The 26,633-nt window shown below is 47.5% G+C and carries 22 protein-coding genes; 11 read left to right on the top strand and 11 right to left on the bottom strand.

What is annotated here, in order from left to right; genetic code table 11:
• Positions 1 to 122: 122 nt before the first annotated feature.
• The 3 genes from ACQ4M5_RS30695 to ACQ4M5_RS30705 form a co-directional block, all read right to left on the bottom strand.
• Positions 123 to 329: a hypothetical protein gene (locus ACQ4M5_RS30695; protein ID WP_430679606.1), complete on the bottom strand. Its 207-nt coding sequence runs from the start codon at positions 327 to 329 to the stop codon at positions 123 to 125.
• Between the two features lie 61 nt (positions 330 to 390).
• A complete protein-coding gene (locus ACQ4M5_RS30700; RefSeq protein ID WP_430679607.1) occupies positions 391 to 1,494 on the bottom strand; it encodes a hybrid sensor histidine kinase/response regulator in 1,104 nt (367 codons plus the stop codon).
• Positions 1,495 to 1,844: 350 nt separating this feature from the next.
• Entirely contained in the window at positions 1,845 to 2,249 is a 405-nt protein-coding gene (locus tag ACQ4M5_RS30705) for a hypothetical protein (RefSeq protein WP_430679608.1), read from the bottom strand.
• A 520-nt stretch (positions 2,250 to 2,769) separates the two neighbouring features.
• Here ACQ4M5_RS30705 and ACQ4M5_RS30710 point away from each other — a divergent pair.
• Positions 2,770 to 3,420, top strand: coding sequence for a response regulator (locus ACQ4M5_RS30710; protein WP_430679609.1), 651 nt, complete (start codon positions 2,770 to 2,772; stop codon positions 3,418 to 3,420).
• 9 nt (positions 3,421 to 3,429) lie between these two features.
• Here ACQ4M5_RS30710 and ACQ4M5_RS30715 read toward each other — a convergent pair whose 3' ends face one another.
• A complete protein-coding gene (locus ACQ4M5_RS30715; protein ID WP_430679610.1) occupies positions 3,430 to 5,268 on the bottom strand; it encodes a hypothetical protein in 1,839 nt (612 codons plus the stop codon).
• Positions 5,269 to 5,700: 432 nt separating this feature from the next.
• On the opposite strand from ACQ4M5_RS30715, the gene ACQ4M5_RS30720 reads away from it, so the two are divergent.
• From ACQ4M5_RS30720 to ACQ4M5_RS30730, 3 genes are read left to right on the top strand one after another with little or no spacing between them, the layout of a single operon-like run.
• The gene (locus ACQ4M5_RS30720; protein WP_430679611.1) at positions 5,701 to 6,132 is read left to right on the top strand and encodes a GFA family protein; all 432 of its coding nucleotides are present in this window, start codon (positions 5,701 to 5,703) and stop codon (positions 6,130 to 6,132) included.
• A gap of 51 nt (positions 6,133 to 6,183) precedes the next feature.
• The gene (locus ACQ4M5_RS30725) at positions 6,184 to 6,348 is read left to right on the top strand and encodes a hypothetical protein (RefSeq protein ID WP_430679612.1); all 165 of its coding nucleotides are present in this window, start codon (positions 6,184 to 6,186) and stop codon (positions 6,346 to 6,348) included.
• A gap of 21 nt (positions 6,349 to 6,369) precedes the next feature.
• A complete protein-coding gene (locus tag ACQ4M5_RS30730) occupies positions 6,370 to 7,044 on the top strand; it encodes a type I restriction endonuclease subunit R (protein WP_430679613.1) in 675 nt (224 codons plus the stop codon).
• A gap of 1 nt (position 7,045) precedes the next feature.
• Here ACQ4M5_RS30730 and ACQ4M5_RS30735 read toward each other — a convergent pair whose 3' ends face one another.
• From ACQ4M5_RS30735 to ACQ4M5_RS30750, 4 genes are read right to left on the bottom strand one after another with little or no spacing between them, the layout of a single operon-like run.
• Positions 7,046 to 8,533, bottom strand: a complete 1,488-nt coding sequence (locus ACQ4M5_RS30735) for a helix-turn-helix domain-containing protein (RefSeq protein WP_430679614.1) — start codon at positions 8,531 to 8,533, stop codon at positions 7,046 to 7,048.
• 22 nt (positions 8,534 to 8,555) lie between these two features.
• Positions 8,556 to 9,005, bottom strand: coding sequence for a hypothetical protein (locus tag ACQ4M5_RS30740; RefSeq protein ID WP_430679615.1), 450 nt, complete (start codon positions 9,003 to 9,005; stop codon positions 8,556 to 8,558).
• A gap of 3 nt (positions 9,006 to 9,008) precedes the next feature.
• Positions 9,009 to 10,559: a hypothetical protein gene (locus ACQ4M5_RS30745; RefSeq protein ID WP_430679616.1), complete on the bottom strand. Its 1,551-nt coding sequence runs from the start codon at positions 10,557 to 10,559 to the stop codon at positions 9,009 to 9,011.
• Between the two features lie 3 nt (positions 10,560 to 10,562).
• Positions 10,563 to 11,300, bottom strand: coding sequence for a hypothetical protein (locus tag ACQ4M5_RS30750; RefSeq protein WP_430679617.1), 738 nt, complete (start codon positions 11,298 to 11,300; stop codon positions 10,563 to 10,565).
• A 77-nt stretch (positions 11,301 to 11,377) separates the two neighbouring features.
• Here ACQ4M5_RS30750 and ACQ4M5_RS30755 point away from each other — a divergent pair, with 77 nt between their 5' ends.
• The 7 genes from ACQ4M5_RS30755 to ACQ4M5_RS30785 are packed head-to-tail and all read left to right on the top strand — an operon-like array spanning position 11,378 to position 21,876.
• Complete coding sequence (locus ACQ4M5_RS30755; RefSeq protein ID WP_430679618.1) at positions 11,378 to 12,046, top strand: hypothetical protein; 669 nt, start codon at positions 11,378 to 11,380, stop codon at positions 12,044 to 12,046.
• 4 nt (positions 12,047 to 12,050) lie between these two features.
• Positions 12,051 to 12,383 carry a hypothetical protein gene (locus tag ACQ4M5_RS30760; RefSeq protein WP_430679619.1) on the top strand — a complete coding sequence of 111 codons (333 nt, stop codon included), beginning with the start codon at positions 12,051 to 12,053 and terminating at the stop codon, positions 12,381 to 12,383.
• A complete protein-coding gene (locus ACQ4M5_RS30765; protein ID WP_430679620.1) occupies positions 12,380 to 15,166 on the top strand; it encodes a hypothetical protein in 2,787 nt (928 codons plus the stop codon). The genes ACQ4M5_RS30760 and ACQ4M5_RS30765 overlap by 4 nt, the downstream gene beginning before the upstream one ends.
• Before the next feature lie 11 nt (positions 15,167 to 15,177).
• On the top strand, positions 15,178 to 16,044 hold the full coding sequence (locus ACQ4M5_RS30770) for a hypothetical protein (RefSeq protein ID WP_430679621.1): 867 nt from the start codon (positions 15,178 to 15,180) through the stop codon (positions 16,042 to 16,044).
• Positions 16,045 to 16,054: 10 nt separating this feature from the next.
• Positions 16,055 to 17,164, top strand: a complete 1,110-nt coding sequence (locus ACQ4M5_RS30775) for a hypothetical protein (protein ID WP_430679622.1) — start codon at positions 16,055 to 16,057, stop codon at positions 17,162 to 17,164.
• An 8-nt stretch (positions 17,165 to 17,172) separates the two neighbouring features.
• Positions 17,173 to 18,705 (top strand): hypothetical protein, encoded by a 1,533-nt coding sequence (locus ACQ4M5_RS30780; RefSeq protein WP_430679623.1) that lies wholly within the window; start codon positions 17,173 to 17,175, stop codon positions 18,703 to 18,705.
• Positions 18,706 to 18,708: 3 nt separating this feature from the next.
• Complete coding sequence (locus ACQ4M5_RS30785; RefSeq protein WP_430679624.1) at positions 18,709 to 21,876, top strand: hypothetical protein; 3,168 nt, start codon at positions 18,709 to 18,711, stop codon at positions 21,874 to 21,876.
• 20 nt (positions 21,877 to 21,896) lie between these two features.
• Here the strand turns inward: ACQ4M5_RS30785 and ACQ4M5_RS30790 are convergent, their stop codons facing one another.
• Genes ACQ4M5_RS30790 through ACQ4M5_RS30800 form a run of 3 tightly spaced genes read right to left on the bottom strand, consistent with a single transcriptional unit; the run spans position 21,897 to position 26,604 of the window.
• Positions 21,897 to 22,301, bottom strand: a complete 405-nt coding sequence (locus tag ACQ4M5_RS30790; protein ID WP_430679625.1) for a type II toxin-antitoxin system VapC family toxin — start codon at positions 22,299 to 22,301, stop codon at positions 21,897 to 21,899.
• A gap of 5 nt (positions 22,302 to 22,306) precedes the next feature.
• Positions 22,307 to 22,540: a hypothetical protein gene (locus tag ACQ4M5_RS30795; protein ID WP_430679626.1), complete on the bottom strand. Its 234-nt coding sequence runs from the start codon at positions 22,538 to 22,540 to the stop codon at positions 22,307 to 22,309.
• Between the two features lie 23 nt (positions 22,541 to 22,563).
• Entirely contained in the window at positions 22,564 to 26,604 is a 4,041-nt protein-coding gene (locus ACQ4M5_RS30800; protein WP_430679627.1) for an NACHT domain-containing protein, read from the bottom strand.
• Positions 26,605 to 26,633 lie beyond the last annotated feature (29 nt).

Consider the following 26,633-nt stretch of genomic DNA (forward strand, 5'->3'; position numbering starts at 1 on the left):
CCCGTCGCAGTCCACCAGCAGCTTGCGCTTCCGCCAGTAAGCGAGAGCGCTTAAATTGTCGGATTCAATTCTCCAAAGTCACCACATTCTCATCTTGAGACTGCAAAAAGTTTTCTACATCACTAAGCTTCGGGACCGAAAATTTCGATGATGCGACCTTGAGGCAATCCTCCACCCAAGATATCGTCGAGCTTCGGAATCCCCAGATCTAACGTCTTGATGTCCAATCGTTGAGTGTCGCCAAGGCGCATGAGTGTGCCATAGCCATATTGTCGATCGATGTTCTGAATCAGCTTTTGAACGGATGGATCGGTTGTGGAATGCGTCATAACTGCTGGAAGGTGAGTGATCAGCCCTGTCTAAGCGGTAGCTGACCTTCCAGCAAATAACTTACCTGATTGCCGGAATTTGGATGGTAAAGGTGGTTCCTTCAGAAAGGGTCGATTGCACCTCGATTCTGCCTTGGTGTGCGGTCGCGATCTGCTGACATAGATAGAGTCCTAACCCATTCCCCGATCGAGAACTCTGACCGGGTGTAAATCGCTGAAATAACTGTTCCTGCTGTGTTTCAGAGATGCCAATACCCGTATCGATTACTTCGATGATTGCCCAGTCAATCTGATCGATCAAAGCTCGTCGGAGCCGAACTTCCACAAAGCCTGTATCTGTGAATCGAATTGCATTACTGACTAGATTCGTGAGCAAGCGATGTAGCTCTAAGCGATCGCCCCTTGCTTCAACGAGTCCAGCATTGACGAATCGCAGTTCAATCCCTTTCTGAGTCGCAAGCGATCGCAATTCTGCTAACACCTCTCGACTTAGTTCCACCAAATCTACTGGGAAAAATGCGAGTGCTTTATCTTGGGTGTCATATTGATAAGTCTCTAGAGCAGTCTCGACAATGTTGAGCATTGTTTGGTTATTGCTGATCAACTGTGATAACGGCGGTTGCAATTCCAGCAGTGTGTTGCCAAAATCTCCAGCTTGGATTTGTTCCAGCGTTTGATTGGCAGCTATGATCGGTGTCCTCAAATCATGCGTGACTCCCACCATCATTAAAGCTTGTTCTTGCGAGGTTTGGATTTGGGCATCCCACATTTGCTTGAGAGCAAGCAAACTTTCAACTCGTGCCACTAATTCATCAAGCGAGTTTGATTTTTCAACAATGTCGATCGCGCCTGCTTCAAATACCTCCATCAATGAGTAGTCGTAAGCTGTGATCAGAACGATCGGAATGAAGGGCAAAGCTGTATTTCGGTGAATTTGTCGTGTGACCTCGTAGCCATCCATTTCAGGCATGACGACATCAAGCACAACTAGGTCGGGTGGCGCATGGGTGATGAAGGTGAGGGCTTCTTGCCCAGTCTGTGCGATCGCGACTTGATAGCCTTGCTGTTGCAACGCTTCTTGGAGCAATTGCAGACTGCTGGGAGCATCATCAACGAGAAGAATAGTTGGAACGGGAACAACTGAGGAAGCGGATCTTGAGTGCATAGATTCACAGATTATCTCGATCAGAATGACAAATCAGACTGCACCCTAACCCTGAATCGTGCTAATTTTGCAACTTCGGCTAATATCCCAATTGAGCGCAATCAATGTGTTCACCGAGGTCATCTATGTAAGAAAAAGAGATAGCCTTCAGGAATATTACTTAGTTTAGGTAGTGTAGCGAAATTGGCTGAATCTGTGAAGTCAACATTGAGTCATAAATTTCCTTAAAAGGTATAAAAACAGCTAATTTTGAGTAACAATGAGGGTCTGATTTTGCACAAGCAAGTGGTCACTTTTTAATGCGTCCATTCTGGTATTGATCAGAACGAATTCTAAACTTAGGGCAGAAATTATAGAACTGGGGAACTTCCAGTTGAGCCTTGCTGATAGGCTTGCAATCCGAGCAAGATGAGATGAATGACCATCTGATCTGGGTTTCGTTGGCTCGCGATCGCAAGTGAACGAATTTGCTCTGATGGAACCGCAGGATTGAACAAGATAAGATTGCGTTTCAATTCCTCAGCGAGGCTGTGTTGGCTTGCTATCGCTTGCGATCGTAGTTCTTGACCCAACTTAGAAGTCAACACAACTTGCAAAATTTCTGACACGAGTGGAGAGCGTTTCTTGTTGCCTTCAGTAGCGCACTGCTCATCGATCGCGGCAAGCAATTCAGCAGTTATGTAAAAGGTCGGACGACAGGCTTGGTCAGGGTCAGGAGGAGCGGTTGAAGCGGATTTGGATTTTATTGGGGGCATAAGACAACCATTGCGAAGGGGTGGTCGATTTTTATCCTATCGGTATCATTTCATCTGACGCAGTTATGACACTCCAGTTTCACAAAAAGACCATATTTGAGGAAATTACCTAAATCGTTTCCTTACTCAAGTTAAATTGAGATCGGTTCAGGGAGTGAGAGCAATTTCTGATCAAGATGTGCCAATTTGAAATTTGGAACAAGGCGAAGCCAGAAATCAAGACCCATTTTATAGAGTCCTACTTAATCAGTTTTTTACAAATTCTGTCGCAAGCTTCACACAAGCTTCAATCCGTTTCGTAATCTCTCGTAACGCAATCAGGGTTTCGGTCTGCTATACAGAAGGTTCATCGCTACGAAGAAATAAACCACTCAAGCGATCGAGACTAGATAATCCGAGTCTCATCTTCTAGCTTGAACCTCGAACGATTCAAACTTTGCGACTCAGCACAATGGCGAGAGAAGCAGGGTTGGAATGCGTGAAGCTGCGTTGCAAACCAAACGATGACAGGGTGATCAACATGAAGATGCGTGTTGCGATGATTGAGGATCACAGTCTACTTTGTACAGGAATTAAAAATGCGTTAGCCCACAAATCTGACATTCAGATTGTTGGAGAGGCGGCGACCGCGACTGATGGATTGATTTTATTGCAGGAGACTCAGCCCGATGTCGCGATCGTTGATGTCGGATTGCCTGATTTTACTGGCGTTGAACTAATTCAACGGTTCCGAGCTTCTAGGCACAATCGGGCAGAAACAAGGTTTTTGATTTTGACGGGCTACATTGATGAGGCAATGGTGTTCAAAGCACTCGCGGCAGGTGTTGATTCTTACTGCATCAAGACGATTAAGAACAGGCTACTTCTCGAAGCCCTAAAAACAACCTATGCAGGTGAGCCGTGGTTAGATCCTGCGATCGCACGAATTGTCTTGAAGCACACCCAGCAGTCGAACCTCAATGCAATGCTGGAAGATTCTCCCTTAACGGCGCAGGAAGTCGAGGTATTGGGATTGATTGTGCAGGGTCACACGAATAACTCGATCGCAGAAAAGCTCTTTCTTAGTTTGGGTACGGTCAAACATCATGTTCGCAGCATTTTGAGCAAGCTTCGAGCAAATGATCGAACTGAAGCCGCCGCGATTGCGATGAAAGCCAGAATCATCGAATAATTTGTTCCGTTAACTGGAATCTAGAAACCGCCCTTTCAAATCCGTGAGCAGGGTGTACAATGCAGCATGATCCAACTCGAACTCATTCAAGGGATCAAGATTGAGTTGATGAAGTAGATGCGCGATCGCTAATCGCAAATGATTTTCCCTGATCTCAGTCGAGCCATCAAACGCGATCGCCCACTGGCAGAAATCAAGGACATGAGGATGTACTTGTGCCCAGGTCATTGCTTCTGTCATGAGAATCGAATCACCAGAGTTCAGAAACTGCTGCATCCTTTCAATCTGCTGAGTTTGAGCGAGTTCATTTTTTTGCTTTTCCTGTTGTTGTTTGATAACTTCAGCCGCTTGCTGTCGTGCTGCTTGCTCCGCTTGTAAGCGCAGTCGCGTTGCTTGAAGTGAAGCATAGATTTGAGTCGGGTCGATCGTAGTAGATTCAGGAGCATTACGACCTGAATCTTCTGAATTGGACTCCCTTGAATTACTAGAATCGTTGCCCTGAGCAACATTACTGCCATCGCTGGGGAATAAGCTTGTTGGACAGTGCCCGTTAGATGCTCCTCCATTGCAATCTAACGGGCAGTTCGATTTGAAGCTAGAGGGGGTGTGGGGGAGATCGGTTAGATGAGCCGGATGCCATAAATCTCGATGACGATACAAAGTGCTGCCACCAATGCCGAATTGAAGCAATTGCTGAAATCGAGCAGTTGCTCCGGTTGCTAAAATTCCTTGTTCTAGTAGATCTGCGATCGCATCTCGAATCCGAATTCTGGCATCTTCCGACTGTTGCTGATTCCAGGTTGATGTGGTTTCGATGTTAGATTTCTTCGCTCGTTCGCCATAGTGAAAGTAGTGGCTGTTTTCGATACACCTTGCCCACTCTGCTGCACGATGTTCGATTTCATGCTGATGCCGACACCATTCGGAGTAACCAGGGAGCGATCGCGCCACTGCCACAATTTCATCAATCAAAGCTTGCCCTTCCAGTAGTTTGCCGCCGAATAGAACATGGTGGAAGATGTAGGTCCGCATCGCAATTCGACCCAGCAGACGGTTAGTTTGTCCGTAGTCTGTCCAGCCTGCTTCGATTTCAGCATTTAGGTCGCTCAGGAATTTATCAGCTTTGCCTGAGAACTGGAATGGCGGTCGCTTCTGTTGTTTGAGAATTCGGTTGAGAACGTTAGTATCCAAATTGTTGCGGGATTGAGCAAGTTTCCATTGTTCGATGAAGCGATCACGGCTACTCCAAATTGGTTGGAAGTCCTGATTCACGAGATACGATCCGATTTGCAACGGTAAGCGATGAGCATTGAATAGGCTTGGTTCAGCGCTGTAGGGCTTTGGATTGGGAAAGAGTTCGAGGTGTCCAGGATGCAGTTTGAAGCCAGCGTTTTCGAGCAGGGTAGTGACTGCGATCGCAATCTTCCAAGAATTCTGGATTTGCTGAAACGGAAAGTACAGATGCAAGCCACTGCTATAGCTCGATGTGCAACCGACGTAGCTGACCATTCCTAGCGGCTCCAGGGCAGCCACAATCGAAGAAATAGCGAATGAGTCTTGATTGGGATGGTACGGGCTAGGGGTGTCGATATCGAGCAGAAAATACTGGGTTTGGGAGCCGAAGCGCACACCGTACAGATTAGAGCCTTGTTGGAGGATACGATCGCTCAGTGGATAACGTGTTTCCGTTTGCCATTCGACTTTGGTGTTAGCTGCGGTATGTGCTGCCCAAATGAAGTCATAGCGATGCGGGAAGAGGCTCAGAAACTCGTTGCCCTCTTCCACAAATTGAAACGATCGCTGTGACGTTGCGTGAACGATAAGACCACCTCGACTGCATCGAATCACGTCATAGCCTAGCAGTGGTCACAAATTGGGCTTTGAACGAGGGTGCGATCAATCTGATCAAAAGAATCAGACTTGTGACCATTTTTTGAAACGCTGACAGAGAAAGGGATACAAGAATTTTTTTGTGACTTTATGATCGAGTGAGGAGTATTTTTGGATCGGGTGAGGGGTATTTTTGGATCGAGTGAGGGGTGTTTTTCAGGTTTCCAATATGCGCGATCTCTTTGATTAGCAATGGATTCAGCCCTTCAGAAAATTGTGACTCTATGATCGAGTGAGGGGTATTTTCGTCAAATCTTGTGACATCGGATTTGGCTGAAAAAACAGCAGCACAAGGATGAGCAGCGCTTTTACAGATGATTGTCCGTGAGCAGCGACGATCTAGGATGAGATCAATCAATTCAGTGCCAAATCTGGCAAGCGAGGATTGTGATGCACATCCCTTTCACAGGTGGTTGTCTTTGTGGAGCGATTCGCTACGAATGTTCAGCCGCGCCCCTATTTATGGGAAACTGCCACTGTCGAGATTGTCAACGCTCAACAGGTTCCGCCTTTGCAGCCGCAATGCTAGTTCCTCGAAGTGCAGTCACGATCACAGGCGAGGTCAAGTACTACGATGTGACGGGAGATAGCGGTGCGATTGTCGGTCGAGGATTTTGTCCAACCTGTGGATCTCGACTCTTCAGTCAGCCTCCCATTCCCGAATTGTTTGGAATTATGGCAGGCAGTTTAGATGAGCCGAGTGAGTTTCAACCAAGTATGAATTGCTACGCTGCGAGTGCCCAACCGTGGGATTATATGAATCCAGCATTACCTAAATTCGCAAAATTGCCGCCCTCTGCCTCTCCTGAGTCACTTGGCTGAATCAAATGCTGAGAAAATACGAACTGCACCCTAAACTGCACCCTAAAAATCATGCAGATTGTCAAAGTTGCCCAAACTGACTTCTATGAATGGCTCAATCTGGCAATGCAACTTGGGTCAGATAGTTTGCTTGAGAAGATGCACACAAGGTTGACTGCTATTCTCAACGCTCCTCATGACTGGCATTATGATGGAATTAACCGCCTTTCAATCTAAGCATTATCAGGGGACTTATCCATGACCCAAACCTATGCCATCAGCCAAGCCATTGAGAGTTTGAGCCAAGTTGAAGAAAAGTTCAATCTGGTGCAGAGCTTGGATGACGCTTTTTTTGTGGAGTGGTTTGAGAATCTCCCCATGCTGACGGACGCTGAGAAAGCAACACTGGATCATTACAAGCAACGATTTTTAGCCCATCGTCGCCGAGGAGAGTTATCTGAGGGAACGGTGGATCGTCTCCTGGTGTCGCCCTTGTTAGACCTTGCGGGACTTTACGAGCCTCGGTTTGTGATTGATTCAGAAGCCTCGGTAGAAGTGACGGCAGTGGACGATGATGAACTGTATCGGGGCAGGATCGATGTGCTGATCATCGAGCATCGATTTTGGGTGTTGGTGGTGGAAGAAAAAGCAACCCGGATTGATATGGAAACAGCGATTCCCCAAGCTCTAACCTATATGGCAGCTAGTCCGAATTTAGAGCGATCTGCTGGGGCAGATGCCGCTTCAAGACCGCTCTATGGAATGGTCACGAATGGCAACAACTTCGCCTTCTTGAAACTGCAACAGCGTCAGCAAAAGGAGTATGCGATTTCTGATACTTTCTCGCTGCGATCGCGTCAGAACAAGCTGTATGACATCTTGCAGGTGTTAAAGCAAATTCGGGATTGCTTGACGACTTTAACCTCGCTGTAAGCTAATCGGATTGACTCAGCTTGAGGAATTTTGATTGATCGATCGATTGAAGTCGTCGCTTTCCGTTTTCTACCATTTTGACCCAACTGACGCTGCGTTCAAGCTGGGCTGCGAGATCAGCCTGACTCCACCCTCTCGACAGTCGAAATTGCTTCATCTGTTCTCCGGACTCAATGATGGGCTTCACTGGCTTGGGGGCTGGTGCGATCGATGAACGAGGTTCTGGGCTGGATTGGGAAGATGGCGCGATCGACGAAAGTTTCTCAGCGATGATCGCAGGGGGTTGAATCCAGAGCCGCCCACCCAGTAACCGCTCAAATCCACCCCGAAATCGCTTCTGAACATCGATTAGCTGTTGACTGTCTGCCTCTTCTGTCCAAAATGCGATCGCCGCTTCTGGCTCGTCCGGAATTTGCGCGAGTAACTGTGACTCTGATGGCTCGACCCAGTAGTGTCGTGGATAGGTTTTCGCATCTGGCGTAATTTGCCAACTTTTAGAAAGGAGCGAGCGCACTGCACTCATCCACTTGCGGATCAATGCAGTGCGCTTTCTAGGATCAGATCGCGCTGCTTGCAACGCCTCCGCTCCAAAAGCAACTTTCATCAAAGTTTCAACTGTAACGGGACTGGCGCAATTCACTTTTGTCTTGAACAATAACCAAGCCATCAATCGAGCGGCTCCTTCCTGGTGATGCCAAGTTCCCATTAAATCCTGCAAAATCTGCTGAGAGAGAATGCCACACTCGTAATAGCCAGATTGATTCCGCCGCCGTTCCTCATTCAGAAAATACTCTGCCCAATGACCACAGCGAACTTTCAGCGTAAATCCAACCAGCGTTTCACTGCCCACTGAATTGCCGTGATCGTCGGTGAGGCAGTTTTGAAAATGCAAGATCGGTTCTGCAATCTCCCACAACCAAGTGCGACTGACGGAAAACATTGGCACTTTCCCTTGAGAGGGGTAGGAAATGTAGACCAATAAACGACACGGTTGCTTTGCCCATTCCAACATTTGCTCTAGTTTCTGCTGCTTGGTTAGTTTCTTATTGCGATCCAGCCCCAGATAGCGTTCCAGTTGCGTGTCGCTCAACGTGAAGGATTGCTCCCACGGACGCTCAAGTTGAGTGGCGTGGGCAGCGTAAATCAGGTGCATACAGGCTGCTCGAATATCGAATTGCTCGATTAGTGCCAATGCTGCTTCGCTTTCCAAGATCGCAGGGTGATCGGTATGGAGATCATCGGTCAACCAAAACGAGATGTAACCTTTGCCTTTGGAAACAACACTTTTGTAGTGGGGCAAGCCTTGCTCGTCTTGAAGCCAGCCCAAGCTTTCACCCTGCGTCAAGATGTTACAACTTTCCCAGATTAGGCGATTAGAAGCTAAACGATCGGTTGAGCCATCAGCAAACAAATCGGGACTGGTCGCTGGACGAGGAAAGACGGAGTACCGTCCGCGCTGCTTGGAATGTTTAGAAGAAGCTTGGGGCATCGGTTTGACTCACTCTATGTCGTTAGCGATGAATCCATCCCTGCGGTACTGTTCGAGAAGCTTCGACAATGCTGTATTCTGGCGTTCCAGTGGCGATCGCAATCTCAAACGAGTGAAGCTGCGATTTCCCCTGTGGATCGATCGTTTTGACCAGGAGATTAGTGTGCTTTGAAGACGTGACACCTGGAAACTTCAGCGGTTCAATTTGCCGCAGAAAGAGCGTCGAAGCTTGACCCGATGCAATTGGGGTATCCGGTGTGTAGACCAGCCTGGATGGGTCAGCGAGGACGACGCTCGTGATTTTTTGATTTGTGCGGCTAAAGTCGATCGCGGTGATTCGTCCTGCCCAGACTTTGATTGCGATCGCGCGGGATACTGGCGCAACTGTTCTGATTAGGCGAGGATGAGCTTGAGCAAGATTTGGAGCCAGCAGCACAATGCTGAGGGTGAACAATACTGAGAATGGCTTCATGGGTCATCGTTGGATTTCAAAGAAGGACGTGAAGACAATTGAAACTGGCTGATCCTTTGGAATCGCGAAAATTGGTGCTTGACGGGCTGTTAGAGTTTGCTCGGCTCGTTGTTTTAGTCGATCGACTGTCGTTCCCAGTACACCTCCGATCGCTGCCGCTAACAAATCCGGCTGACGAGTCGTGCGACGGGAGATTTGCGTACTGCCAAAACTATCGCTGCTGAATACGTTCTCTTCTTGAGGGCGATTGATCACCTCGCTAGCCTTGGCAACACCGCTCAATGTTGCAATCAAGAGATCCCGTCCCGCGCTGTTATCCGATTGCTGAGTCGCCTGCGCGATTAAAGGTGTGCCATCTTTGCCACGTACTGCTAAACTCCCTGCTGGCAATTGCTGCTGTTGGATCTGTCCGAAACGATTTTTGTAGACGATCGCGACCGGAGTTTGCTGAACTAGGTGGGTTTGAGGGTCAACTTTGACGATTTCAGTCGCGATTAATGTTCCTTTGGGTAGTGCGATTCGATTGTCGATCGCAGGAACGTCTTCTGTAATCTCAACTAGAGAACGCTCTCGATTGTTTGCGATCGCAATTGCGGGAACAACAACTTTCGCCGGAATTGTAGTTCCGATCGCAATTTGCATCGGCGGATTGGATAGCTCGGAAGGTGAAAATTCTGGTTGCCTCACTAAACTTGGAGATGCTACTTCAGAAGGGATTGATCTGGCTCTTGCGGCATCAGCTTGAACTGTATTCTCTGTGTTCACGGGGTTGACTACGACTTCTGGTCGTTCTGTTGCAACTTCGGTTGCTCCTTCCATGCCGACTTGAACCGTTGGAATTGTTGAATTAGAAGCGATCTCTGTCCGTTGGGGCGTAGCTGAATCTGTAATCTTCTCCGCTTGCTGCTGCCCTAGTTTTGCTAGCACATTCCACTGAGTATAGGGATCAGGTGTTTCAGGCGGTTTAACGGCTTGAGTTGGTGCGACCGAGCGAGTTACCACCGGAGTTGCAGCCGAAACAGAATAAACTCTGCGTGACGGTTCTGGTTCAGTGGCTGCGATACGTCGAATCGGAGTGGTTCGGGTTGGTTCAGTTGCTTTTTGGGTTAATGGTTTCGCAGGTGGCTTCTTGGGTTTCGCTTGTGACGTAGATTTCGTCTTCTCTAGAGAAGTCTGCTGGTCTTGAAACGCAAGTTGACTTTTTAGTCTTCCCTCCGCGTTTGGAACGAGACTGGGGGTTGGCGTAGCTGAAGTCACAGGTTCTGGGTCTGGATTGTTCTTGGGTGCGAAAATAAGGAACCAAATACCTAACGCACTGCCTCCTAATGCCCCCAGAGGCAAGGCAACACTGGCAAAGCGAATGATCGGATGCTCGTAACTGGGGCGAGTATCCCCACCTTCATTTTCCTGAATCAGTTTGTATTGATCATCAATCAGCTTCTCGGTTTCATTTGGGTTATAGCCGACCAATTGAGCCGCTTCTGTCGCATCAATCGAATCGGAGGCAGTTTCCGGTGCAGAAATGACTTGAATTTTATTCTGGGGAGAAGACATAGGCTAATTGGGGTTAAAAGGCTTGATATCGGTAATTTCGAGTCCAGCTTCTCGAATGCTGTAAACGACGCGCTCAGCTTCGGTTGCGGTTTTGCCAAGCGGCGATCGCGGAATGTCTACTGCTTCTAATGTGAACGTCCGATTGAAGGGAATTTCTTCGATTTTCCCGGACTGCTGAATGACGTTACGGCTGGCAATCATGTCTACTTCGTATTTGCCGAGAGCGATCGTTCTCGGTTCTGAGACATGGCGGATTAAGATTGTCGATCGCACATTGCCACTAAAAACACCCGCAGGTGTCAGTTCTGAAATGCTTCGCCTTGACTCCTCGCGAAAGCTTGAACCTTCAGGTCTGAGTTTGCCGCTCAGTAAGAAAGACGCTAGGTAAGCTGCTGTTGTTAATTTTTGGCTTCCCACCTTCTGCCCAGCATCTGGTTTATTCGTTCCAGGTAGCTTGCTTTCCCAACTCCAGGTCAGTGTTGACCATTGCCGCACTACATTCTTAATGGCTTCCGGCGTTCGATAAGTTCCTGCTTCTTCGCGCATTGCCACAACGCGCCCGTCCACCAATTGCACGAAGGTCGTCTTGCGCTCTGCCAGTGTATTGACTCGCCAACTCAGGAAGACAATCAGCAGCGTTTGAATTCCACCGAAGATGCTCAATACCGCAAAGCAAATCGGGAGTAAATTTTTGCTCTCGGATAGTAGGCTCGGCGGTTGGAAGCGTCGAATTTGCCTCATAGCCAGACACAGTAAGGTTCAGGCATATTGTGAGCGGTCGTATATGCGATTGTCCTCTGCAATTTGGGGACTGCCAGATGGGAGAGGCTAATACTAGAACTTTGGAAAAATGGCAGGGGCGACCGATTCAAAGCGTTGTGCAAGATAAGCCAACAGTATTGGTTGGTCTGTCTATGCGAATTCATGAAAGCATTCATTCTCATTCTTCTAAAGTCACTGTCAGTGTTTGCAGTCTGACTGTGCGAGACTATCCCTGGCTGACAACTTGGGTAGCAATGTTGGGTTACTTTCTCTGGAAAGCTCCCATTCTGATGGCGCTGTTCGCGATCGCACTGCTGCTAATCTATTCATTCCGTTGGATCTGTGATCGCTTGCCTTATCGCAAAGGTTGGCGACGGAAAACCTACTCTCGCAGTTTGCTGGTCGTGTTTGGCGCGATTGCACTCTCTGTCAGCATGATGCAACCTGCTCACGCGATCTTTCTATCGGGTATGGAAGAGTTCATCACACAACTTGCGTCTGAGAGTGCAGGCGGGGGAGAAGGAATTTCAGAGGAAGCGATCGCACTTGTATTTAACGTCATTCGGGCTGTATTTCTTCTCTTAGTTGCTGCTGCTGCTCTGTTTGCTTATAACCAGGCACAACAAGGTAATGACTGGCGACCGATTGCAACTCAAGTTGGATTAGCTTTTGGCATCGTTCTAGGACTGGACGTAATCACTGCCATCTTTGTCCCAGAAAGCTAACTGTATGAGAGATCCAGACAAGACGTTTATCAAGGTCAACAAAGCGCTGGGCAAAATTCCGAGTATTGGACCTGTTCCAGCAAATCAAATCCTGCCTTGGATTAGCATTCTGATTGCTTCCTGGGTTCTGACAATGGAACTGTTCAATCTTGGCTTAGCTGCCTTTTTCGCTGCCTCAATTTGGATGATTGCAACTTGGTGGCTTTTGACTGGAAAACGCGCTTATCAGTTTCTTGATCGCTTCAAATCTCCACCTGGTACAGATTGGATTACAGGCTATGCCCGCTATAGCTCTCTACTCGCTCGCAGCCGAAAACGCAATAAAGCAGGGAAATGAAACAGAAGCTTAAACTCACCGCAACTTCATCCCAGGACACTCAGCACCGTAAGTTCTACCCCTTTGAGAATTGCTTAGATCTGTGCTGCATGGTGCGACTGTTGAAAGATAATCGCGACATCGGTGCTTATCTCCTCAATCGTGGAGATTTGTGGCAATTGGTGTTCGGATTCAGACTTCAAGGCTTGCACCCTGAACTCACACGAGAAGAAGTCATGGCGATCGCATCGCAACTCGAAGAGGCGATGAAAGAATGCGCGATCGGAGAATCGCTCCGGTTTTACTTCAGTTGCTTTGCCGATGATGTTCAGCGCCAGCAGTCTTTAGAACAATTGATTAGCAGAACGACCGTGCCTCTGGCGATCGTGCTAGGACGCTCCGAGCAAAAGCGAATTCAACAACTCACGCATGAAGGAACGCGACGGCAGTGGACTTCACTAATTTTCTGCACGTATACGATCAATGCTACGGGTCAAGCCCGATGGAGTGATTGGATTAGTAAGCTCTCGCAGCGCCTAACAAATTTTCTAGATGCGATGCGAGGTGGGAAGCACGAACAATCACAACAGTTCTTGCACAGGCTGATAGATGATGGACATGATGCTTTCTTGAACTGGGAAAGGTTACTGAACACCAAAGCTGGACTCGAAATTACGCCGCTCAATGCTGAGTATTTATGGAATTGGCTTTGGCAGCAATTCAATCGCATGACTGCGCCGCCTATTCCTCAATTGTTAGTTTGGCAACCTGCCATTGTTGGAACAGAATTTGTCGAAATTGCTCACTCAGAGCGGCATTCCACCACGATTCTGATTCAAGGCTCTCAGGGACAATCTGCCTGTCCCGAACATCGTCAAAACCGCGAATGTGTTTGGGTCAATCGCCGCGTCGGTGGACTGCTCGTGATGCAAGATGCTGTGGAAGGGTGGCTCAACACTCGGACGCAACTCGCAGCGATATGGAAAGCAATGTCTCAGCCTTATGTCCGTGATACCGAAGTTTGGGTTGAGATTGTGCCTGCATCTCGATTCCTGATCAATGACAACTTAGCTAGAACTGCGCGTCAATCCAGAACTGCATCGACTCGCGCACTGACACAAGGACAAGGGCGAGATATTGGGGCAGAAGTCAAAGCTGAAGAGAGTTTTGAGGCGCAACGCAAGCTGTATCAGGGTGCGATCGCGCTTCACGTCGCGGTTGTATTCAACGTCTGGCGCAATACAACCGAGGAACTTGATCAAGCGTGTGAACTATTGGCGCATAGTTTTGGGTCAGCGAATGTAGTGCGATCGCGCCATGTTTGCTGGCAAGTCTGGCTACAAACCCTGCCCATTACCCTCCAACGGCTCCTAGAGTTTAACGGGATTCTCGATACCGAGGATCGCCGATTAACACTCGATAACGAAACCGTAGCCGGGGTGCTGCCACTGACTGTGCCACGAGATTTAGATTTGCATGGTGTTGAGTTCATCACAGCAGGCGGCAAGCCGATTTATGTGGATCTGTTTGAGGATCAAACCGTTCATGCTTTGCTAACCGGACAAAGCGGTTCAGGAAAATCGGTTTTGTTATCCCAATTCATATTTCGAGCCTTGCTCTGCAACATCCCGATCGTCGGCATGGATATGCCAACTGCGGCAGGAGAATCGACATTTAAGACCTTGGTAGAAGCGTTAGGATCTGAGCGTGGGGCGTATATCGACATCCGCAGCGCTCACGACAACTTATTGCAACCTCCAGACCTACGAGCGTTTCGAGGTGACGAATTTGATTCTCGGCTCAAATCTTGGCGAGAGTTTGTCAGGCAAGCGCTCAATACGATCGTCATGGGTAAACTGCATCATCCGCATCTCGCTCAACGAGTGGATGATTTGCTGCTGCAAACTCTAGATGTGTTTCTGGAAGACGCTGACATCGTTGAGCGATACAATCAAGCATTCCACTATGGCTGGCAATCTTCGGAATGGCAGCAAATGCCAACGCTGCATGATTTTGTGCGATTTGTGTCGAAAGAACGGCTCAACCTCAATTCCTTTGAAGCGATCGATGCTCAAGCCATTAATCAAATTCGCGCTCGACTTCAGGCGATTCTCGTTTCTCCATTGGGCGACGCGATCGGGCGACCGAGCAACGTTTCTCCAGAGCCGTTGATGAAGTTCTTCGCGCTAACCGGACTGAGTAATGATTTTGATTCTCTCGTGTTGTCGATCGTCGCGCACGGCGCTTGTATTCGGAATGCGCTCGCTCATCCTAAAAGTCTCTTTGTGGGAGATGAGCTATCGACGCTATTGAAAAAAGACGGGTTTGCGAATGTCTTGGGCGAACTTTGTGCGACGGCTCGAAAAGACGGAATTTCAATTTTGCTGTCATCACAAGATCCCGATACGATCGCAACCTGTTCTGCTGGAGCGATGATTCTACAAAACTTGACCTATCGCATTACTGGGCGACTGGTTCAGACTGCTTGCACTTCATTCCAGCAGCATTTAGGCTATCCCCTCGAAACGATTGTTCGTAATGCTTCCGAAGCCTACTTGCCCCGTCGTTCGAGTTTGTATTCTTGCTGGTTAATCGAGCGGAGTGGGCGATTTTGGGATAGTCGCTACTACCCAGCAGAAATGCTACTGGCAACGGTAGCAAGTGGAGAAGACGAACGGGCAGCCCGCGATCGCGCCCTCACTCAATTTCCTAGCACAGAAAGCGGCAAAATTCGAGGTTTAGCAGCTTTCACCCCTATCTATGTTGTTGCTCTGAAGGAAGGAAACGGTTTTACTCAAATTTGAAGGAGATCAAAATGCGTTCATTCAATCGAAAAGTACTCATCACAGTTCTGATTGCAGCAGCATTTAGCATGATTCAAATTCAACGTGCGAGCGCTCAATTAACCGATGCGAGTGGACTACCCATCAGTACTGATGGCTTTGCAGGTCCGCTTCAGAATCGTTTCAAGATTAGTAGTGAGATTCCGAATCGTTGGTTGAGCATTGCCAAGCTGTTTGGCATTGAGCAAGGGACGATCAACCAATTGCTAGATTCTGCGATCGCATCCTTGGGCATTCCCGATTTAGCTCAACTCACTGCCAATATTACCCAAGGCAATCAAGACCAAGCGCCACCGACACAACTCGCCGCTGCTCTGGAAAATCGAAGCAATGAACCGAGCTTCAGCATCAGAAGTGATTTGTCTCGCACATTAGAATGGGATGCGAGTCGAGGCACAGCTTACGGCTCAACGCTGAGTGAACAGGCTCAAATCCGGGGACAGCAGAAACGGGATGGGGTGAGCCAAGCCGTTCAATCTAATCGTTTTCTCGCAGATGAATCCCAAAATTTGGATGTGACTCAGCAGATTCTTCAAAATGTCTCGGCTCAGTTGGGACAGCAAACTGAGGTTGATGCGGCTTTGTTTGATGAGGCTGAACAATCGCGGATTGATCGCGCCCATGATTTGCTATTGCAGTCACAAATTGCAGAGTCTACATTAGGGCGGAATGTGAGCGATCGCAGAACGGAGAAAGCCACGGCGCGATCTGCTACGCGAGGAATGGCATGGCTTAATCTTCCAGGTGGCAAATCTCTAACTGCCGAAACAACCTCGCAGCGTCGTTCTCGTGCAGAATCGAATCCGCCTTCTGCATTGAGTTCTACTTTAGAGCGGTAGGAGTCGGGATGTGATTCTAACGATTGTTCTATTTGCACAACTTCCGGGTAATAACCAAGCTGGAACTGCCGAAAATACAATCATCAATACGCTGGAACTGAGTCGTGCCACTTCTGTTGCTTGGGATCAGGCGTGGCAAACGATTTTTAGAACCAGTGCGGCATCTGGAGAAGTTGGGTTGTGGCTGGCATTAGTCCGATTTGCTTTGACCTTGGGTGCGGTGTCGATTCTCTTTTTAGCACTAAAAGAAGGCAAAGAGATTCTCGCTCGTCAATCTTGGTCAGATCTGGTCACGATGTTTGTGTATCCGCTAGTTGTCATGTTTTTCTTATCTGGAAACGGTCAGCTACTGGCAAACACCGTTCTTCTGATGCGTCAAGTAGCGACCGTGCAGATTCGGGAGGTGCTAGAAATTCAAGTAGGCGGATTGTCATTTAATCAAGCGATTTCTAATGTAGCGCTGTCACAGGCGGGTCGAACTCAAATTGAAGCCATTTACTTGGAATGTCGCGATAAGACGGGAGATGCGCTGATTGCTTGTTGGAATGATCCTGCGAAGCGAGAGGCGGTAGAGCGAATTGTGAGTGTAGCGGAACAAGCAAATCAAGGCACATTGAATTCACTCCAGAGATTTGCTCAAGCCATCTTGAACGGAGGCGAGGGCATCAACGTGGCTGAGTTTATTACGGTTCCCTTGCTCAAGCTCGTTGAAACACTCCTTTGGGCACTGACTTGGGCGTTTCTGAATGCGCTGGAAGCTGCATTGCTACTCACGGCTCTATTTGCTCCGATCGCAATGGCATTGAGTGTCCTTCCACTCGGCAGCAAACCGATCTGGGCATGGGGCATTGGCTTTATGTCCTTGTTTGGGATGCAACTCGGTTGGAATCTGCTGGTTGGGCTAGTCGCATCGATTTTAGTGATTGCGGAGGCGCAAGCGATCTCAGATCTTGCTTTCCCAGTTTTCATTGCCATTTTTGCCCCTGTCTTGGTCACGTTCGTTTCCGGTGGTGGAGGGATTGCGCTCTACAACGCCTTGAATAGTTCAGGAGGTGCAGTGTTTAACGGACTCTCTAATCTCACGGGTGCAGTGACATCCCTCGTCATTCGACGGATGTAGGAGGACTCATGGTTGCTACCACACGAAAAAGCCGAACTCGCAACGCCTATGCTCATCTCACCGATCCAGCGCGATTGAAACACGTTTACAATACGCTGGCAAAGGCGATTTCTGCCGCTCCGGTCGGTGAGTTGTCGTCGTGGGAAGACGTGAAGGCTCATGTTGAGCAGTTTTCGCAGGCGACCGGAAAAGCCCCGATTGGCATGGAACTGTGTGAGCGAGATGGCGAAGTGTGCGGTTTCCGGTTCTACTTGCAGCAATATCCCGATGAGCGCACCAGTGGCTCTTATCTTGTGAAAAATCTCAAAGCTGCTGGAATTGATTTACCTGTTGAGGATCACTATTTCACGCCCTCTTCCCTCTCTGCTGTGCTGGGTTTAGAGCAATCCGATACGTTAGATGAGGACATTGGTTTAGAGGACGATGAGCTATCAGGGATCGATGAGACTTTAAGTTCAGTGGGATTGATTGATGAAGCCATTACTCCCCAACGGACTCAAACTGGCAATCAATCTCGTTCTCAGCAAGGTTCCGCGGTTCAGCCGAGAATGCGATCGCCTGATTCTGTCACTGCAAATGTGTTAGATACGGCTAATTATGCAAGTCAAGAATTAGCAAGAAGTAATGGTGCTGGCATTGATGGCATCAATTTAACTGGAGGAACGAGTCAGTTTGCCACAAGTGCAGCAGCGGTCGCCTTCGCTTTGATGAAAACGTTGGAGAATCCAGACGGGCGATATCGATCGCGCCTCAAGCGGCTTGCCAATTTCGCAACTCAACAGGCGAATCGGCTAGATCAGCTATTCGATCGTGCCGAGGATTTAGAAGTCACGACTGAACCTGCCGAAGTACCCGAAAACCCACCTGAAATTGCTGAACCATTCACAGAAGCAACGAATGTTCTCGCTTGTCAGACCAACAAGCTCTCTAAAAACCTCGATTCGTCCCTCGAAGCATTACAACCGCTAAAGCTCAATCGACAAGCTAAGATCGACCAGCAACTGAATCAGATTGAAGAATACTTGCAACAGCTTTCACAACGCTTAGATCAACTCGAAGCCATGATGACACGGTTAGAGCAGCAGGTTACAGAGCAATCTGAAGTGATAGCGGCATTCCAAAAGGAACAAAATTCAGGATTAGACGTACTGGATGCGCTTGTGGACGAGCAACCGACTGTTGATCATACGATCGCACTGCGGATGATCGAAAGTTTTCAGCAACAAGTTCAGTTTGGCGATCGCGCCCTCACAGTTGCTTGGACAGACGGGGAAGGACAACCGAAGTATGAGTTTGATGTAACAGAGCGCCAAGCCGATGGCACACAATCCATGATTGGTTATAGCGCGAGGAGTAGAGAGCTAGTCTTTGCGGCAGTGTTGTCTGAAAACACGTCACCTCAAATTAATCACTGTTCCATTCCAGCGTCAGAAATAGAATCTTTAGCTCAGGATTTGGCTCCTGAAGCACCTGAGCAGCCTGAGCCGATTCGACCTCAGCGGCAACGACAGCTTAACCGCCAACGTCTCCCGGAGTTGTAACAGATGGAGACAAAACAGCTAGAAGGGGGTGGATTATCGGTTCCTGTGTGCTATGTGACGCAATCAGGGGAGCGTCAATGGCTGGAGCCTCAAATTTTGCGTCACACTCTACTAGAGCAGCTTTTCTCGCCTCAAGACCTCAAATCATTGGCGCTGGTCAAACTAGACCGCGCTTCCTTGAATCCAGATCATCTCAAAGCCGCTCGATTCGAGGATGGTATGATTCGCAAACTGACCTTTAGTTCCGATCGTAATTTCTATTTTGCTGATCCCACCCTTGCCGAGCAAATTACGAAATTCTTTGCAACAGAACGAGATGCAGCGTGTCGGTACGGCTCGCTGTTGGTCAGCGATTGTTACAAAGGCACGACGACGATCGAAACGCTGAAGCTGAAGTTGGTTGATTACACTGTTCCTGAATTTGCAGCTTACAAAACGCACGATTGTCATGGCAAAATCTCGCCTCAGTTACTGCGATCGCTAGCCTTCGATGGAACCACACCAGATCGCCCTTTCCAATTCCGTATGGCGCACACAGCATCATCTGATTTAGACTTCAGTTTTTTAGCAAAGGGCACAGTTTTGGTCGATCCGACATTACCAAGCAACGTTGATTTCGTATTGGATCGCTCCTCAATCAAAGGCATTCACAAAGACCAGTTAGAAGCATTGCCGTGCGGAGAGTACGAACTTTCACAGGTCGTTCTAGGCAATCGTGCAAATGCTGAGGTGGCACGATACAGCAATTCCTGGCAATTCTCGATGTGGTATTCCAAGTCCGCAGTACTCGCTGATTTACTAGAGCCAACCCTGAAGAAAGCACAGGAGTTAGCCGAAAAGCAACGTGACCCAAAGCAGCTTGCTCAATATGTTGTTCAACGCTACGACCAGGAGCAAAGTAATACAGAAGGTGAGGAGCAGGAACCTCAAGAATCTCGCATGATTTCGATTCTGAGGCACGATCGCTATGGACTGCTGCTGTACGCGCCGAAGGTGGTAGATTTCTTAGAATCACAAACTGCGAGTCGCTGGCGTGAGTTGGCGGTCAATTCTGGGTTTCAGCATAGTTCTGGCATGGCACAACCTGGACGAGAACTGCCTCGCGGAATGATTTGTGCGCCTCACTTACCGAAAGGCGATGTCGTTGTGACTCGTTACCCGATTGTTTCTTCCGACAACATTCGCATTTATCGGAATATTCATGATCCAACGCTTTGCAATACTGAGGGCGTGGTTTGGATCAATCCCAGTGATGCGGCTGAATATCATCAATGTGATTTTGATGGCGATCAACTGATTGCTACGCCTGCGGAGTGGATACCCAACATTGCTAAGGAGACGCTTCGAGCCGGAGAGCCAAATCGCTTTCCGTCGATCGTTAAACGCCCCAAAGTCCCTTACACCGAAGTCCAAACTGAGCAGGGACAGTTCGTGTACAATACCTTGCCCAAAGTAGCAGCAGCCGTTTGTCAAAATGGAATTGGGCGAGTGGCAATGCTGATCGGGCGAGTCCATACGGCTGTGCCAACAGAGGAGGAATCGGCTTCACCGCATAATCAACGGCAGTTTGAGAAATCACGGCATCAACTTCTGAATCGATTGATGGCAGCACTTCAGGTCGAGGTTGATTCTCCCAAAAGTGCAGAGCGCATCGAAACGATTGACCCGCAGTTACTCGACGACGCAAAGCAATGGTGTGAAAAGCATCCTTCACCGTTCTTTGACTTTCAGAAAGACCCCAGGCTCTACCGTCAATTCGCACTACCGACTCAAGCGCCTGGACAAACCGGGATTTCAGTCGTGTGTGCGATCGCAGCCGAAATCAATCCACTCTGGGAAGCGACTCAACTTCAGTCGATGCCGCGTGAGCATTTCCGTTATTTGTTCGATCGCGCTGAACTCGATACCGATGCTTTGGACTGGGCAGAAAATCTGAAGAACCGCGCACAGCAGGCGACTGCTCAGATTCGGCAACTGGTTGGGGATGACGCGGAAGGATTTAGGGCAGCGATCTCCACTCTGAACGAATCTTTTCGCGCTGAAATCAACGAGACGTTCTCCACTCCTGAAGAACAGCGATCGATTGCCGCAGCGATTTGGTACACTCAGCACACTCGCCCAGAACTGGATCGCCCTCGTAAACAGTCGATGAGTGTTGCAGCAAAATTACCGATTACTTTTAGCCAAGACAAGTACAGCTTACCCAATAGCCCCTATGAAGTGGAAGCCCACGAATTGAGTGTTCCATTTGATCGGGCGCAGACGTGGATGCAACTGCTTGAAGCCCGTCACGTTGAGTATGAAGCGATCGTCAATCCTGCTTTGCCTGTAGTCGATTTCTACTTACCGAGCTTATCTGAACGCAATGCTAGTGCCTTGCAACAACAGTTTGGGCATCAGGTGATTGATGTCGATCGCATTCCCAACAATTTACGAGTGGTTCCGCCTGCTGATTTTACTTGGGCGCATTCAGTTGGCGATACCGGAAAAGCGTCGCTGGCGTACACGCTGATGACCGAACAAGTAACGGAGCAGCTCCAGAATTTTGAGGTGAGTCAGATCAAAGCGATCGGCATTGCCCACAACGACTATGCGGCTGAAGATTTCTCAAGCTGGCAGCACCGCGTCGAAATTGAGGTTGTACCTTATGACCTCGAACCAGATCACCCTAAGTACCATGCCATGAATGGAGTCCCTGTATTAAAAGTCGTGCATGGGGGAGTGTTGGGCACATTTGCGCCAGAGACGGCAAAACTGCCAATTGGGACACGATTTGAGGCAAGGGTTGAAGATTTTACGCGATCAATGGTGCAGTTGCGGATCGAGGGACAGTCTGTACTTGCCCCAGAAGTTCCGGTCGAAGCAGCAATATCTGACGAGCAGAATGAGACTCAGAATCGTTTGGCACAGGCGATTGCTCAGACGTTCCGATCGCTTGCGTCGCCGACTGAAGCGGTGGAGTTGCCGATTGGGAATCGGTGGACTGCGATCGCAGCAGAGAATGGTGATTATACGATCGAAGACAATCAAGGTCGGCTGATCTGTCAAGGTAATTTTCAGACCGGATCTGTAGTTCAGCCAATGCAGCGAGCAAGCATGGATGAATTTCAGCAGATGACTCAAAAACAAGACAAGGTATCCCGCAAGCGACAATCGATCGTTGAGCAGTAGAAAATTCGGCATTGAATTTTCTAAAGTTGCCGCCAGTTTGCGGTTTGTAAGCCAGGAACTCGATCAAACTCCCGCTGATTTGCAGTAACCATCAGAAGATTGTGTTGCAGGGCAGTTGCCGCAATTAAAACATCGTAAGCACCAATAGGCTGCCCCTGAGTTTTGAGAACGGCACGAATTTGAGAAGCTTGTTCAGCCTCTGCTGAACTGAAAGCAAGAACTGTCACAGAAGCTAGAAAACTGGTGATCGTGGGTTCAATTTTCCGAGCGCGTTGAGGATTATTTAACAAGCCATAGCGGAGTTCCATCACAGTAATCGATGAAACTGCAATGTCGCTTGGCGGAGTTTGTTTGAGGCGAGTTTGAGTCCCAGGTTCGCCTTTGATGAAATCGCTAATCACACAGGTATCGAGAAGGTACTGCATCAGAATCACTCCGATTCATCTGGAGGAAGCAGTTCACTCCGGTAGGACTCAAATTCAGGAAAGTCAGGTTCTGCTTCATAAGATAAAACGATATCTGACCACTGGTCAGTCATGGGTGCAGACTGAGCAAGTTGGTGTAAAGCCTGAATAATCAGGGTCTGAAGTGGAACATTAGATTGTTCTGCCTGACGGATAAGGTTTTGCTCAAGCTCTTGAGGAATGTCGATCGTAATTTGCATAATCTAAACCCCTGAATTGTTTCTTAGTTGATCTTCTTCTCTAGTTTTTGCTCGGTTTGAGGGGATGACTTTGTTGAGTTAAACAACCTCTTAATTTCATCGTTAAACACTCCACTAGCAGCTACGGAAACTAGTGCCACTGCAACGGTTATGCCAACCGAGAGCCAGTACTTCCAGTCAAATCCTCCCTCAGTTTTAGAATCTGTTTTACCAAGGTTATTGTTATTACCCGTATTAATATCCCCACGAATTTTAGATCCTGTAACATGCACACTCTGATCAATCTTAGGTTCGTCTGCCATTTGCTTTGTTCTCCGGTTTATGGTTTCAATTTGATTGGATAACTCTAAATTAGAAGGATCTTGAATTAGAATCTGTTGAAGAATCTCTTCTGGCTTAGGTGGCTTCCAAGTGTTGCGGCGTGCTAAATTCTCAGCTTCCAATAGTCTTGGTTGTAGTTGTTCTCGACACTCTGGAAGTTCACGGATGATTCTTCGTAGCGCGTCACAGGCTTCTGAAGTGCCTCGTGCTTGAAGACGTTGGGGAATGTAATTTTTCCACATCCTAACATCATCAAACTTTCCTAGTATTTGAGCTTCTACACCTCTGAGGGGCTGAGTTTCAAGCTCAGTTCGCTCAACTTCTGGATATTGATGGGTAAGGAAAATATACAAGCTGGCTAGATAGTCTTCTCTGATCTTCTGTTCGATTTGACCGTGACGAGCAGCTTGAAATGCAATGGACTCCAATACTTCGCGCCCAAATTTATGATCTTGTTGCAAGGCAGACCAAAAAACTGACCAACTAGGGTTATCAGGATAGGTTGTAAGCAGACGAGCAGCAACGATTGCTTTATTTCTTGATTCCCCAGATTCAGGTACTTTCTCGGAAAGAAAAGACTTGGCAATTTCTTTGGCTCTGTCAACATCATGTTTGAAAAGATCCGTTAGCAAAATCTCCAACATGCCAGCATTCAAGCTTTCATCTGGAACTCTACCAATAATTAAACTAGCTAAACACTGATCTAACAACTCATTAGTTAACTGATAAATATCATCAGGGTAAAATGTACGAGGCTCATAGTTTTTGTGAACCATTAAACTGATCACTATTTCAATTAATTCATCTGGAGCGTTTCGATAGGCAGTTCTCATTATCCCTCGACAAACTTCATCCTCTTTATTCTTTCTATGCCTATGAGTGAAATTTATAGATTTCAGAATAGCGGGTATCCATGTTGTCCAAATATCAGTAGAAATCTTTGAGATGAACTCTGGTTCTTGTTTTACTAGAAGGTATAGTGCTTGATATCCAGCAAACGGAGGATGAGAAAAATTATCTGTACCAAGCCATTTTTTAGTTTCTGGATCTCCAGCGTCCAAATATTTTCTTGCGGTTTTGACAATTCTTGCCTTGGTATTTGTTTCTGCTTCTTTCCACCCAACTAGTCTTGTTATGTCTGATTCAAAAACATAGTCGTGGATATATTCTTTACTGGTTGGCATCAGTGTCATTTCAACAACTATCTGCCACCACAGTTGAGGTTGCCCTGCTTCAACTTTTTCTAAAGCCGCAAGTACTCTTTGCTTGGGTGGCGGATCAAGTGTAGGTTCCGGCTCAGACGGATTCAACGGGGTTTGATACTTTAGATAGGTAGCTTGAGCTTGCTTTGCCTTTTCAGAACCTAGTTCAATCTCAATTTCAAATTCTATCTGCATGGCTGGACTGACACTGCGTGCCTCCAGAATCGCATCAATGTGATTTGTGTTTTTCCAATACAAGTTATGCCAACTGAGAACTTGGCGCAAAAGCTTAACCCAGACATCAGCCATTCTGGGGAATTCTGTTGACGTGATTCTTTCGATGATCCACAACACATCCTCAGAACAAATAATGTCTATGAGCCATAAGAAATCACTTTCTGATTCTGAAATTAGTAAGACTATTGTTTCTATCAGTTGCCGACGTTTTCCATCAGAATTCCTTAATAAAGGCTCCACATCATCATCACGAGTAATATCAAAACTTTCACGAGTATACTCTCGATGTGGTCGATCACCTAAAATTCCGCCATGCTGTTTCAATCTGAGAATAGCTACGCTGGCAAACGCTTCAAGTACACCAGGCTCATGTAGATTTTGCCAAGCTTTCAGCATCACTGAATCGGCGAGTTCTCTAAACGGATAATGTAAATCGTATCTCTGAGGTAATTGCTCAAGCCATTTGAGTGTAACTGGTAAGTCAGGCAATCGAAGACGTTCTGCAAATTCTGTCGCTATGAAATCTTGATATACTCCACCAATAATTGGGAATGCTCCCTTTTGTTTGGGTTGCGAAAGATGATCTAATAAGTCTTTAACAGAAATGTGTTTTGACCAAACAGCCTGAAGAGCATAGCCTTTGAGATCATCATCTGAATCGCCCCCAGCTTCACCAACTGCAAGAGGCTTGAGCCGTGCCTTTGTTTTCTCATCACCTATTACACAAACAACATGGGCTGCATGTTTCCGAACTATGTACAGTTGAACTGGAGCAAGTGCAATATCAGCCAGACTATCTTGTACAGCTTTCACGTTACAGTCTTGAGCAATGTCGATCGCAACCAGTCTTGACCATTGCCCTCTAGTGGAGTCACAAATATATGATTTTAGTTGCTCTGCAATGCCCGGATGTTGCAAGTTGTTGTAGTGTCGTAAAACAGAATATTCAAGCTTTTCTTCGTGATGCAAAATCAGCAGTGATTCAACTAATTTCGCTTTGATCTCATCATCAATATTCGTTATGTCACTTTGTAACAGTACATCTGGATCGGTTTTCATAACCTCCTGAAATACATCAGATCTCATGCTGGCTAACCAGGCAACAGTCTCTTGCAATTGAGGAATCACTCTGCCGTCAGGGTGAAGAATCAAACTCAAAATTTGAGAGAGGCTGAGGTTATGTTGCTTCAGATACCATGCAGCTAGAAACTCCGCATAAGTTTGGTGCGCCCATCCCATTCGATTTGACCCACGCGAGGAAAATAATCCAGTGTTCAGAACCTCGATAATGGCAGCTTCGTTCGCTTCAAATTGCCGTTCGTTTGCTCTCTCGTATCCTCTTGATAATTCTTGACGCAACACATCATCTGCTGGAGTTTGCCCTCGATCGCGCCCTGTCCAAATCGCATCACGGTTCGCAAAAACTGTGACAGCTGCAATTCGAGCAGCAATCATCAAACGCTGGTCTAGCTCTATATTTCCCCTACGCCCTGGAAGGCGAAGATCAGAACTATCTTCTTCATCACACAAAATGCGGCAGCCTTCGAGATACAACCCGACTAAAGTCTGATCACCGGAGAATTTCCCATCGCGACGATAAATATTCAAAAGGAATCCTAGCGTGACAGGCTTTATTGCTAGAGGAGTTACCTTTTTCTCAAGAATTTCTTGCATGAGCAGATCAGGTTCTTTGATGTCTTCACATTCTGCTGCGTGTCTGACATCAACTTGGCGTAACGGAGCTAATTCATAAATTTTGACTTCATTCTCTCCCCAAATTTGCTTCAGTTGCTCTTCAAAGGTAGATTGCCAAACTGCTGTCCGGCAGGCAATGCGTAGAAACAAGCGCTCAGATTTATCTTGATACCGCTTAAATTCCTCAGCCAATAATGCAGTCACATTATCCAACCGGAGTAAGCATTCATCTAAGCTGTCTAGAAAAACAGACAGAGCATAATCACCATCAACCCAAGCTCTGAATTCTGAACTTTCAAATAGATTTCTAATGAGTCTATCTTCACTGCCATATGAATGAAGGTCTAAAATCAAATGCCTTTTAGCATCAATTTGAGAGGATATGACTGCACTTAGTTCTGACTCCATTGCTCGACTCTTACCAATACCTGGCTCACCCAACAAAATTAAGCAACGGGTATCAGCGATGGCATCTAACCCAACTAGTTCAGGATTACTGTAATGTCCCCAGTTGGATTCTGGATCGACTAAATACCCACGATCGCCCAAATCGATCTGAGCGTTGCGAGGACACCAAAATCGCTTCCAGTCGTAGATTTTCTTCGACATCCTAAACCGTTCTGAGGCAGTGACACTTT

It is taken from the genome of Leptolyngbya sp. AN10 (assembly GCF_050565645.1).
GTDB lineage: Bacteria > Cyanobacteriota > Cyanobacteriia > Leptolyngbyales > Leptolyngbyaceae > Leptolyngbya.

Coding starts and splice junctions, on each gene's coding strand:
- ACQ4M5_RS30695 (WP_430679606.1), bottom strand. CDS start 329: ATGACGCATTCCACAACCGATCCATCCGTTCAAAAGCTGATTCAGAAC.
- ACQ4M5_RS30700 (WP_430679607.1), bottom strand. CDS start 1,494: ATGCACTCAAGATCCGCTTCCTCAGTTGTTCCCGTTCCAACTATTCTT.
- ACQ4M5_RS30705 (WP_430679608.1), bottom strand. CDS start 2,249: ATGCCCCCAATAAAATCCAAATCCGCTTCAACCGCTCCTCCTGACCCT.
- ACQ4M5_RS30710 (WP_430679609.1), top strand. CDS start 2,770: ATGAAGATGCGTGTTGCGATGATTGAGGATCACAGTCTACTTTGTACA.
- ACQ4M5_RS30720 (WP_430679611.1), top strand. CDS start 5,701: ATGCACATCCCTTTCACAGGTGGTTGTCTTTGTGGAGCGATTCGCTAC.
- ACQ4M5_RS30725 (WP_430679612.1), top strand. CDS start 6,184: ATGCAGATTGTCAAAGTTGCCCAAACTGACTTCTATGAATGGCTCAAT.
- ACQ4M5_RS30730 (WP_430679613.1), top strand. CDS start 6,370: ATGACCCAAACCTATGCCATCAGCCAAGCCATTGAGAGTTTGAGCCAA.
- ACQ4M5_RS30735 (WP_430679614.1), bottom strand. CDS start 8,533: ATGCCCCAAGCTTCTTCTAAACATTCCAAGCAGCGCGGACGGTACTCC.
- ACQ4M5_RS30740 (WP_430679615.1), bottom strand. CDS start 9,005: ATGAAGCCATTCTCAGTATTGTTCACCCTCAGCATTGTGCTGCTGGCT.
- ACQ4M5_RS30745 (WP_430679616.1), bottom strand. CDS start 10,559: ATGTCTTCTCCCCAGAATAAAATTCAAGTCATTTCTGCACCGGAAACT.
- ACQ4M5_RS30750 (WP_430679617.1), bottom strand. CDS start 11,300: ATGAGGCAAATTCGACGCTTCCAACCGCCGAGCCTACTATCCGAGAGC.
- ACQ4M5_RS30755 (WP_430679618.1), top strand. CDS start 11,378: ATGGGAGAGGCTAATACTAGAACTTTGGAAAAATGGCAGGGGCGACCG.
- ACQ4M5_RS30760 (WP_430679619.1), top strand. CDS start 12,051: ATGAGAGATCCAGACAAGACGTTTATCAAGGTCAACAAAGCGCTGGGC.
- ACQ4M5_RS30765 (WP_430679620.1), top strand. CDS start 12,380: ATGAAACAGAAGCTTAAACTCACCGCAACTTCATCCCAGGACACTCAG.
- ACQ4M5_RS30770 (WP_430679621.1), top strand. CDS start 15,178: ATGCGTTCATTCAATCGAAAAGTACTCATCACAGTTCTGATTGCAGCA.
- ACQ4M5_RS30780 (WP_430679623.1), top strand. CDS start 17,173: ATGGTTGCTACCACACGAAAAAGCCGAACTCGCAACGCCTATGCTCAT.
- ACQ4M5_RS30785 (WP_430679624.1), top strand. CDS start 18,709: ATGGAGACAAAACAGCTAGAAGGGGGTGGATTATCGGTTCCTGTGTGC.
- ACQ4M5_RS30790 (WP_430679625.1), bottom strand. CDS start 22,301: ATGCAGTACCTTCTCGATACCTGTGTGATTAGCGATTTCATCAAAGGC.
- ACQ4M5_RS30795 (WP_430679626.1), bottom strand. CDS start 22,540: ATGCAAATTACGATCGACATTCCTCAAGAGCTTGAGCAAAACCTTATC.
- ACQ4M5_RS30800 (WP_430679627.1), bottom strand. CDS start 26,604: ATGTCGAAGAAAATCTACGACTGGAAGCGATTTTGGTGTCCTCGCAAC.